The sequence below is a fragment of the Pseudomonas rubra genome (assembly GCF_028656935.1).
Lineage (GTDB): Bacteria > Pseudomonadota > Gammaproteobacteria > Pseudomonadales > Pseudomonadaceae > Aquipseudomonas > Aquipseudomonas rubra.
The window spans coordinates 1-10802 of sequence record NZ_JAMDGZ010000061.1 but is presented as its reverse complement, the minus strand read 5'-3'; the positions used below and the strand labels follow the sequence as shown (position 1 = coordinate 10802).

Here is a 10802-nt window from a genome sequence, read left to right as displayed (position 1 = left end):
GTTATTGAATAGGATAGGCAAAAACGGTCGCTTAGCGGTCGTTTTCCAGTACGTAAAGGGCAAGCGTGGCGATGAAGGATATTGGACACTATCTGCAAGCCGGTACGCGGGAAAACACACGCCGTAGCTATCAGTCGGCCATCGAACACTTCGAAGTGACGTGGGGCGGTTTTCTGCCCGCCACCGGCGATAACATCCTGCGCTACCTGGTGGACCACGCCGACACCCTAAGCAGCAGCACGCTCAAACAGCGCCTGGCCGCTCTGGCTCAGTGGCATATCACTCAGGGCTTTCCTGATCCGACCAAGACGCCCACGGTGCGCCAGGTGCTCAAAGGCATCCGTACATTGCATCCGGCGCAAACGAAGCAGGCTGCACCGTTGCAGCTGCAGCACCTGGAGCAGGCAATTCAATGGCTGAATCGGGAAGCCGAACGGGCTCAGAAGTCTGGCGATTTGGCAAGCCTGCTGCGCAGCCGGCGCGATGCTGCGTTGCTATTGGTCGGCTTCTGGCGAGGTTTTCGCAGCGACGAACTCTGTCGACTGAAGGTCGAGCATATCCAGGCCGAAGCCGGTGCGGGCATGAGCCTGTTCCTGCCGCAAAGTAAGGGGGACCGGGAAAACCTCGGCACGACTCATTACGTCCCAGCCTTGAAATGCCTCTGCCCGGTACAGGCTTATCTCGATTGGATCAGTGCTGCCGGCATTGTCCGTGGCGCAGCATTCTGTCGCCTGGATCGCTGGGGGCACCTGGGCAGAGACGCCTTGCATCCCGGCAGCCTGATCAGTCTGCTACGGCACATTTTGCAACGCGCCGACATTCCCTCCGAGCTGTATACCAGCCATTCGCTGCGTCGCGGCTTTGCCACTTGGGCTACGGCCAATGGTTGGGATCTCAAGGCACTGATGACCTATGTAGGCTGGAAGGACATCAAATCGGCGATGCGCTACATCGACCCTACCATATCCTTTGGCGGCCTGGCGGCTAAGCCTACCCTCGAGCTGAATGCCGGAGCTAATGCAGCTGCCAGCGTGTCACTAGCATCGGCGTGCCGTGGTTAGGCCAACCGGAATGGAATTGGCGAAAATGACTTGGAATGCGCCGGCCGACTAGCGATTTGGAGTCAACCTCACGGCATCAAGTGGAACCCTCCAAGAGATACAGCGCAAACGATTCCTATAAGCCTAACTCATCTGCTCGACTAATCCGTGCCACCGTTGCGGCCGCAATGCACATCCGCCGCCAGTTAAGCTTGCCAATCTAGGGATGGTTTAAACTGCAATCACTTAAAACCAAGACAGCAAAAAACTCAATCTTTCGCGCCCTTACCGCTGGGCCTCGGCGTTTAGCATCAGAGTATGAATCGATAGTTTTCGGCAAGAAACTGCCAGACGTCACATTCGTAATAGTCCCACATCAAAAGTGCAAATATTATATCTTGCACGCTTAAAACTTCACATCCAAAATAATACTGTCCAAATACGCACCTGCTGGTGGCGTTAGTTGATCAGTGTAAATTCTGGCATTGTAGTTGAAAACCTGGCTGCCGACCCCTAAACCATTACCCGGGTTGATCTCTGCTTCGGAACTGGCCCGACGGCTAGAAGCTACACTACCCCAGCGTGTAGTTCCAGCGCCCTTAAAAATATCATATGCCAAGTAATTATTTTCAGAGATCATTTGTCGCCTCCCCGCAACTACGTGCCGACCATCATCAAGGCCAATGTTATAGGCGCTGCCTTTTGTGCAAACCAAATTAATCGACTGATTGACAGTGCTGAAAGCGCTCACGACTGGAGCACTTCCGAAGTTTATGTTTGGGGCAGTGATCAAGCAGTCGTTAGTCACTGTTAGACTAACCGTTAGCGAACTTGAGCCACTTCCGATATCACGCCCAAAGCATATTCCTGGCAGGCCAGCATCTTTACAATAGTTCCAACTCCAAAAGACACTCAAAGTTTCTTGGTAGACCCCGGCCGCTACATTGCTTCCGATTATCGTCTTAATATAAATAGGTACTGTTTTGGCTGCCGTAGGGCTGGCTATCAAACCAAGAGCGTCGGCAATTGAGCTCCGCGCAAAGTCAAACGCCACTCCACGAGTAATTGGATAACTAGTACTGTCATCTGCGTACAGTGTATAGCCAATGATATCTCCAGATGGTCCAGTCAGACCAGAATTTGCCGAGGTAATAGTGGCATGGAGATGGTCATTACTAGCCAGTAAAGACGCCAAAGAGCCAGTACAACTCAAGCCCGCATTGGTCGTAGATGTTGACTGCAAGGTGGTTAGTAGAGTGTTCGAGCTGACCAAGCCAAAGCTTGAAGGCACCGCGCTGATCACAGAGCATAAAGCGTAGGAATGAACTGATAGAAAAAACGTCGAAAACCCCAATAGTTTACATAGCCACTCATCGCAGAGACGCACGTGCTAACTCCTTACTTTATTCATTGGCACATTAACGGGCCGATGATAGGGATCTGATCCGTTTTAATATCAATCGTGAACTGCACACTACAGTTCTTGCCATCGGCCAAGGTCACGCTCAGACGATTGTGTTCGACAAGGTTCTCCAAATAGACCAGCCCATCCCATCCTACTACTGCTGATGTCCCACTTTGCTCGTGGACTACACTGCTGCCCAGTGGTAACTCATGTTGTTTTACATCTATTAGTGCGACACTTGCAGCTATAATTCGACTAAGTGGAAATTTCAAAAGATAGCCACTGCCACGGCGCACCGCAACTTTCTGCTCTACAATGGTGCTCTGTACGCTGACAGGCAAATTCAGTGGATCGATTTCGTACTTCCCGCGGTAGTAAGCGCTGCTCCAAGGTACGAGCAAATGCCCTTTACTGTCCGTCAGTCCAATCAATTGGTTTTCGTATCGCACCGGTATATCAGAGTAGCCATTGGTACTGACGACGACGAAAGCATCATTGATACGATTGGCCCCGAACACCTGATGATCCATCCACACCATTGAGCCAGTGGCATCTGCCCAGTGGGTCTGCACATCGCCACTGCCGTAGATCCCTGCCTGCAACTGGACAGATTGCAAGCGCCAGGTAAGGTCCGCCTGGCGATAGTCTGGGCCCTCGCCATGCGCATACCCTAAGTTGAAGCCGACACCACCTTCTGTCGGCACCGAGTGACTGTAGTTAATGCGCTGGCGATTCACGCCAGACTGGTTACGCTCAGCACCAAAACTCAAGCTCCCTCGCAAATCGAAGGGAATCACCAGCTGGGCTTGCAACGCCCATTCACCATCACCGATCTCACGATTGGCAGACAAGTAGAAACTAGTGTTACGCCACAGAGGTTTACTCCAGGTCAGGTTAAGTAGCCGTGTTCGTAAGTCATCAGCAGCTAGCACATCAAAGTAACCGGCACCAAGACTACCGTAGGTATCAAGGTTAAGGCTCAGAGTAAGCTGCTCACTGCGCTGGCTGAGACTTCTATAAGGACTGTCAACCACCGTTAAATCGGTATACTGCTCTCTTCGTTGTATGAGTTGATAGGACAAGCTGTAACGTTGGCTGCTGTACTGATAGCCAAGGCTGATTTGTTGTCCGCTATCGCCGCTGGACTGGCTTTGGCTCACCGCAGTATTGAGCACACCAAGGTTGCCGAGACGCAGATTCCCACCGACACCACCAAGAACTAACGAGTCTGAGGCCTCGGTATGACTTTCCAGTGTCAGGTTGTCATTCAGCCCATAGCGCAGGCTACCGGATACCAATCCCGGACCATAACCAAAATCGCGTATCGCGTAATCGCGGCGTTGGGAACCGACAGCCAACGAGAAATCTGTCAGACCTTTTTGTAGCAAATTGCTGGTGACGTAAAACGGCACTGTTGTCGATACTTGGCGGCCCAAAGCATCGGTAGTGACCACCACGGCTTCGCCTGCGCCATTAATGAATGGAATGTTTGTTAGAGTATAGGGGCCGGGCTGTAACTCGACACTATTGGACTTGTAACCGTTGATAAAAAGGTCTACTGAAGACGGCACAGCCGCCTCGCCAGCAAACTGTGGCAATGGGTAGGTGACAAGATCAGGGCGCACACCAAAGTCTCTAGAGAGCTGAAACCCTCCCAAGCGGACAGAGTTACTCCACGGTAACGATCCGCTAATGATATCGCCTGCCTCGTAAGTCAGTAGACGCTCATCGTTAGAGTAGCGCCAGGTTGTGTCATATCTTCTATAGCCATTATTCAGCGTGCTGCTTGCTTCACCTGATAGGGTGCGCCGATATTGTCCGCTACTGGATAGCGTTCCCCAATTATCGAACAGCCGTAACTCGCTCCCCATTGCGAGGTAGGTTCCACCTGCATCGGAGTCACTCAGATACAAGTCATAGTTAAATAGGGCTCCAAAGCTGCTCATGGCCGGCACGCGTGGGTAAACTTCACGATGACCGACTAACTGCTCAGGCAACCAGTCAGGCGGTACGTTCAACAATAGTCTTTGACCTTGAGCGTCGTACTCACTGCGCAAGCCTTGCAAACTGTCAAGAGCAATCTCACCAACAACCTGGCCGGGAAGTTTAATCCCAGCGGTACGTAAATCAGCAGCAGACAAGAATAGATGTCCAGCTTGTTGCCTTACAGCAATCACGCGCCGGGCACTAGAACTGTTAACAACCAACTCTAAATATAGCTGCGTATGATCAGAACTCACCATGCTGCGCGGTCGCGGCGGTAAACTATCAGAAATACAGCTTGTACAATAAAGAGTGGCGACAAACCAAATTGGACTCCGCCAAGCACGACCCCACACTGGTCTCATAACGCATTGCGCCTATCCATTGGCAAGTCACCCCACCCTCCATGGGTGAGATTTTAGTTAACGGTTTAATACCGAAATGAGACCTGCTTATTGACTGGCAGCAAGCTCCTGGATAATGGGCAAGCCGTTGATTCGCATCTGCAATACTTTTTCGATTGGGGTTTTATCCGGCACCGGCCATCTCATAGTAGAGCCAGGTAAAACATAGCCGAGCAACCCCTCTGCTATCGGATGTAGGGTATTCGCTTGCTTAAAACTGACATCGGTCAGACGTGCATGAACAGCACCTCTATTTTGGATTTCAATAAAAGTACGACCATTGATTACCATCTTGCGCCAAATCAAATCAGCAGCCCCAGCACCTTTTGGATCGCGACTACGAGTCAAATCCTCCTTGCTCCACAATCCTGAGCCGTAGACAAACAGAGGTACCGAATAACGCATTTGGAACCGAATTGCGGCATCTGTTTTGCCTTCAGAGTCGCCAGCAGCAGGTTCTGCCGAGGGTATTTCATCTATAATAACCCGATACGCCAGCTCTTGCCCCGGAGGAACATCGCGAGTACGAGTCAAACGTACCAACTGCTTGTGACCAGGCTCAATCTTCGCTACAGGTGGACTGCCAACTACGTCGCGCTGGTTCTGATATTGATCATCAAAACCGTTTTGGGCCCATGAAAAAACCCGGATTTGCAAATTGGCCGTCTCACTTCCACGATTCTCTAGCCACAACGCACTGGCCTGTTGATCGGCCTCTAGGACTGGATCAATAGGCCATATGAGCACAGAGCTGGCCGCGTATGCCTCGACAGAGGCTAGCAGTGCGACTAACGGCAGTAATAGATAGTATTTTATAATAGAACTCGAGAGAGGTTGCGCACACACAGATTGGCTCCTTATAAAGCACTATATACATTACCAAGAAAATTGGACCTGTAGAACATCTCTGTAGATGCCTTCAGGTAGATCACCCTGTAACTGAACTCTTCCATAAATCGGAAAGCTGATGTCACTCCCGCCTTGATGATCAATCATCACGGGCTGGTCTACCTCTATAACTTTACTTAAAGCCGAATCGTAAAATAACTGATAGGCCATTTTATTGCTGCCATTATTTAGCTGCATGTTGCGCCCGCCACTATTGTACTGACCACCATCAATCATTGCGCTCAGTGTCACTCCCAGCGTACATTGTAGGTGCACTTCATAGCTCAGCCGCACCAACACAGTTTCCATCGCCAAAGCAGAGTGACTACCAAAATCCAAGTCGCCGTAATTTTTAATTTCTTTAGTAATTAGGCATCCCGGCACGACCACTGCGCTAACTGGAAAGCTACTGTTTGTAGCTGCTGTCAAGCATGCGGGGAAACTCATGCAGCCAGACAGCACTAGACAAATTAGCAGGTCGCGCCAAGACATTAACTTAGAAGCTCAGCTCTACGGCTATTGTGTCACTATACTTTCCAGCAGGTAGACCTGCTTTACCTACAGCTCGACCATAGATTTTTACATCTTGCGGCTCGCCAGTACTTTCTCCGAGGGGGATATCACTACCAACTTTCAGTACCTGTGTATGGCCCGCATCCGCATATAAGTCGTAGGGCACAAAATTGCCACCATTATCCGCCAATGCACGACTACCGCCTTCAGATTTTCCATCATGGTCACCGCCCCCCAGCTTCACTGTAGGGTTAGCGCCTTTTGAGCAGCGAATCGAGAGCGCGCCTCCGCCTTGTCCCAGCACTTCAGCACTTGCATCTGTAAAACCGGTATTGGTTGTACCAAAGTCCAATTTCCCAAACTTTAATGCGTCATCATCTTTACCACCCCCGACAACTTGACAACTACCAGTGAGGGTGATGCTAGCGCTAATCTGACCTTTAAGCGTCGTAGCCGCATGAGCATTGGATACTAACGCGAAAGTAAGCAGTGAAAGACCTACGCGAGATGCTAGTGTGTTCATAATTTCCATCCTTAGGTTGGTTACTCGCACAGCGTGACCACGCGACATACCTTTTCGGTGTCTACACGCTGGTTTATTCGCAGCCAGTGAAACTCATAACCAAGGGTTGGTTGATGGGGGCCACTAGCAATAGCGAAACCGTTATATAAAACATAACCTTTAGTATATGCATGTAATGCTTTGCACTCCATGCAAGCAATGCTCGCCAATAAACAGAACAGCTAACCCGAAACACACCTCACCCACTCAATCTTTACAAAAATGTTGCGCTCAGGAAAATCACCAATTAACTTAAAATGAGGATTTTAATTCTTCATGGAAACTAATCATTGATAGAAAATCGCAAGAGTAATTTCAGCTTTATTTTTTGCCAAGCCATTGATAACTTTGAAATTCTCATAACTCGGTTCCTTTCGAGAATGACTACAAGAAATTAGGTTAGTCTCTAAAGGAAAATCTGCCACTCAGGGAGGGAGATTTTCTGTCCCTCAGAACGGTCTTGACCGTAGGATGTCTGCTCACTATTCCCAGTCGGGTGCCAGATTGATCAAAGGCGATATCCCAGCTTGGGCAGAACGCACCCACCCAGCGAGTGCCTCGATACCCTGTTGCAGCGATTCAGCCTCCGACCAGATGCAGGCATTCTCAGTTGGTATAGTCAGTGGAGCCCCCTCTACAAGGGTTAGGGCCATCGCGTGGAGCTTCAGCAACTCATCACGGACAGCCACAACTCCACCCAGCTCAGCCAGACAGGTATCTAGTCGGTCAACCAGCCGAAGAATCTCGGAGGTGTCAAAGCTATCTCGCAGCCTGTCCAGTGCTGCAGCATCCACTTCGCCGTAGGGCGTCACTCGAAACGAAGCCGGCGGGATGTGCATCAGTTCGCCTCCTCAACTTTGCTATTGGGCATCTGTTGCGCACGCATTGAGCCCGCAGCCTGCTGGAAAATGGAATCCTTGATCCAGGGCTCCGGTGGGCGCTTGAGTTTCAGGTTGAACTCCCCAAAGCGTTTGACGTTGCTGGTCAGGTAGGGGCTGAGAAACGATACATCTTCATCGGTGAACTGCCAGCCATCACGGGCGAGCTTCTGCAGGATGCGCATCATGTCGACGGTGTTCTGCAAGATCACCGAGGATGCGATCATATCGTTATAGCGCAAGCGCTTCTGTTGCTCATCTGGATCGTTCTCGGCAATGACATCGCCGCCGAAGGACAGCCACTTCGAGAAACCGTTGTAGGACTCGATCTTGTTGGTATTGGCGGTTACTTCTTGGCGCAATTCACGATTGCCAATCCATTTGAGTAGAAAAATGGTCCGGATCACACATCCCAGCTCCTGCGCTGCATGGTAGAGCTTGTTGCGCCGACTGTAAGAACCGAGTTTGCGCAGCAGCATTGGTGAGGATATTTTGCCTGCCTGAATCGACAGCGCCACCTGCATCAGATCCGGCCAATGGGTTTCTATCTGGCTCCAATTGACGGTATCAGTGAAGAGGCTGTTGATATGCTTGTACTTGGCCGAGCGGTCGGGCCGATACATGACCAGGTTTCGCCAGTTGCGGATGCGAGGCATTAAATTGATACCCAACAAATGGGTGAATGCAAACACCGTCGCAGACTGGCCTTGAGTGTCTGAATAAACCGTATCGACTTCAACACTATGATCCGCTTTCAGCAAGCCCTCGATGACATAGATAGCCTCCCAGATGCCCGGTGGGATGAAGTGTTGAAAGACAGCAATGTAGTTATTTGCCACATGCCGGTAGGCGACGGCGCCCATCTTGCGATAACGGAAGTGGTAGCCCGCGAGCAAGTTTTCATCGTAGAAATCGAATTGGGTTCCGTCCGCAGCAACAGCCTTGCCGTCCCCCCATAGTTTGGGCAGATCGAGCTGGAGATAGAGCTCGACCAACTCCCGGTTGGCCTTATCCAGCTTGTCGAGTGGCAGGTGCCGACGATTGGTGTAGGACAGCATGTGTGGAGTCACATTACCCGCCAGATGGCGAGCAGCCTGATTCGGTCCTAGGTTGCAACCCATGGCGAAGATCGTCATCAGGTAGCGCTCGGCCGGTTCCTTTAGCTTGGGATCGCTACCGGACATCGGTCCGAAATGGCGGGTGAATTGAATCCAGTGTTCGATGTTGGCCATGATGTCGAGCACATGCCTGGCGGGCATACGCTGAGTAATCGCCGTTTGTAGCGAGATCGCTGAAGGAGGGATGTCACGGGCGATTACGCGCCGTAGCACTGGTTCACCCACCTCATTAATCGACACGTCACCACGGCAGCTGGGAAATTTGTCATCCAGCTGCTGAGCGGTACTCTCAAGTTGCTCCTTCAAGCTGGCGACAAACTCTTTGGCGGTACTCGGCAGGCCAACCTTTTCGCAGTATTCTGGCAAACGCACCAGACACTCATCCCAAGGCAGTAGCTGTTTGCGGTAATCCGCAAACGACTCCGAGCCCAGTACACAGATATCGCCAGAGCGAAGTTCGTTGGCTAGGTGGGAAAACACACAGACTTCAAGGAGGCGCCGGTTGGTTGGTGGTCCTTCGCTGGATGATCGCCGGACGACTTTCATCCAGCGGTCGGAGGCAAACGACAAGTCCACATGCTCGTCAACCCACTCCCTATGCAGGTTCTCGTTATCCTGTACCAACAACAGAGCCTCAATCAGCGAGCGGTCCTGGGTTGTTGGCTCCAGTTGCAGCAGATGACTCAAACGGAACAGCAATGAGCGATGAGACTTGAAGTGCTTCCAGAGTAGCGGGAAATAGTTATTGCCGCCCGTGGCCTGAACCTCGGCACATGCCTCGCGAAGCCGGTCAATATTCCCTTCAGGTGAGAGGTACTCTCGGATCAGGCTTCCAGCTTCCTGGTCGTCCGGCTCCTGCGCCAAAATTTCAAGTACTCCTCCTAAGGTTCCAACCAGCAGTTCCAGTTTCTTGCGTTGGCGAGTCTGAATCTGCTCCAACTCATCTTTGGCTCGTTTGTGGATAGTCGCGATTCGTTTGATGAACATTTCAGCAAGATGATCACGTGCTCGTACACGCATGAGGTAGATCAGAGCCAGCATCAAGGTGTAACGCTTTGGAAGCGAACAATCCTTAAGTTCAGAAACATCCGTTTTCTCCGCTTGATTAGCAAAAAACCAAATTTTGGTATCAACGATTCCCTCAAAGATGGCGTCGAGATCACCGAATCCCTCCAGCCAGCTTAAGTGATCGATCAGTATCTCCAAGTGTTTGCGAGAAGGTTTCTTGGGGACCTGCTTCAGGGCATTGAAGTCGCTTTGGCGACGACCGAAATCGGTGTTTAGAAGTTCTCTGAGACGGAAGATCACATCAATCGGCGCTCTATCGACGACTTGATTGAAGATCTTTTCCTGGAGAGCGACTTGAGCGTCTTCAGCAGCGTCATTGAGCGTCGAGTAGGCCGGGAGCTCGTAGCCTCGCTCAAGCAGTTCGCCAATCAGGACATTGATGACATCAACACGTTGATCAAGGATCACTGCTGCTTCGTGGGCAGCTTCCACCGTAATTTTCAGGGCATCGCTCCCATAAAACGGGGTGATCTGTAGATACTGGCGGATGGCTGTTTGATGACGGTACAAGGTTCGAGGATTCGCATAACGAGGAACTATGCGCGCCCCATAACTCAGGCAAGACCTGACATGATCTACGATTTCAGCTGGAATCTCCTCGAAAGTGGGGAAGTAATGTAGCTGTTGAAATACTTTAAGCTGAACGGCTAACCCAATGATAAGAGCAGGGCTTTTAGCCGTTCTAGAGAGCCATTCGAGTTCAGATTCTGAGGGCGAGTAGGTCTGATGAAGCTCTTTCGACGACAGATTCGCCGGCAATTTCGGATAAGCGGTCCGCTCCAGAGAGGCCATGGAATTCGTCCCTCAAGAAAAAGCAAAGCCTTCAGCATAGACGGCTAAACTCGGGATGAGGAAAGGTTGTACGAAATAATATTTAAATCCTTTAAATATCATAAGGTTATATGGCAGATGTCCTAATTTTCCTTTATCTCGGCATAACCCC

8 protein-coding genes are annotated in these 10802 nt (G+C 50.9%); 1 reads left to right on the top strand and 7 read right to left on the bottom strand.

From position 1 onward, the window contains the following. Positions 1 to 71 precede the first annotated feature (71 nt). A complete protein-coding gene (locus M5G17_RS24045) occupies positions 72 to 1061 on the top strand; it encodes a site-specific integrase (protein ID WP_273895350.1) in 990 nt (329 codons plus the stop codon). 385 nt (positions 1062 to 1446) lie between these two features. On the opposite strand, the gene M5G17_RS24040 is transcribed toward M5G17_RS24045, so the two are convergent. The 7 genes from M5G17_RS24040 to M5G17_RS24010 form a co-directional block, all read right to left on the bottom strand. Further along, on the bottom strand, positions 1447 to 2394 hold the full coding sequence (locus tag M5G17_RS24040; RefSeq protein WP_273895355.1) for a Csu type fimbrial protein: 948 nt from the start codon (positions 2392 to 2394) through the stop codon (positions 1447 to 1449). Between the two features lie 53 nt (positions 2395 to 2447). Next, complete coding sequence (locus tag M5G17_RS24035) at positions 2448 to 4688, bottom strand: fimbria/pilus outer membrane usher protein (protein WP_420793411.1); 2241 nt, start codon at positions 4686 to 4688, stop codon at positions 2448 to 2450. A 192-nt stretch (positions 4689 to 4880) separates the two neighbouring features. Further along, positions 4881 to 5678 (bottom strand): fimbrial biogenesis chaperone, encoded by a 798-nt coding sequence (locus tag M5G17_RS24030; RefSeq protein WP_420793412.1) that lies wholly within the window; start codon positions 5676 to 5678, stop codon positions 4881 to 4883. A 30-nt stretch (positions 5679 to 5708) separates the two neighbouring features. Further along, entirely contained in the window at positions 5709 to 6167 is a 459-nt protein-coding gene (locus tag M5G17_RS24025; RefSeq protein WP_273895348.1) for a Csu type fimbrial protein, read from the bottom strand. A 49-nt stretch (positions 6168 to 6216) separates the two neighbouring features. After that, on the bottom strand, positions 6217 to 6756 hold the full coding sequence (locus tag M5G17_RS24020) for a Csu type fimbrial protein (protein ID WP_273895347.1): 540 nt from the start codon (positions 6754 to 6756) through the stop codon (positions 6217 to 6219). A gap of 521 nt (positions 6757 to 7277) precedes the next feature. Further along, positions 7278 to 7637 carry a Tn3 family transposase post-transcriptional regulator TnpC gene (gene tnpC, locus M5G17_RS24015; RefSeq protein ID WP_273895352.1) on the bottom strand — a complete coding sequence of 120 codons (360 nt, stop codon included), beginning with the start codon at positions 7635 to 7637 and terminating at the stop codon, positions 7278 to 7280. Next, the gene (locus M5G17_RS24010; protein ID WP_273895346.1) at positions 7634 to 10651 is read right to left on the bottom strand and encodes a Tn3 family transposase; all 3018 of its coding nucleotides are present in this window, start codon (positions 10649 to 10651) and stop codon (positions 7634 to 7636) included. Before M5G17_RS24010 ends, tnpC begins: the two co-directional genes overlap by 4 nt. Positions 10652 to 10802 lie beyond the last annotated feature (151 nt).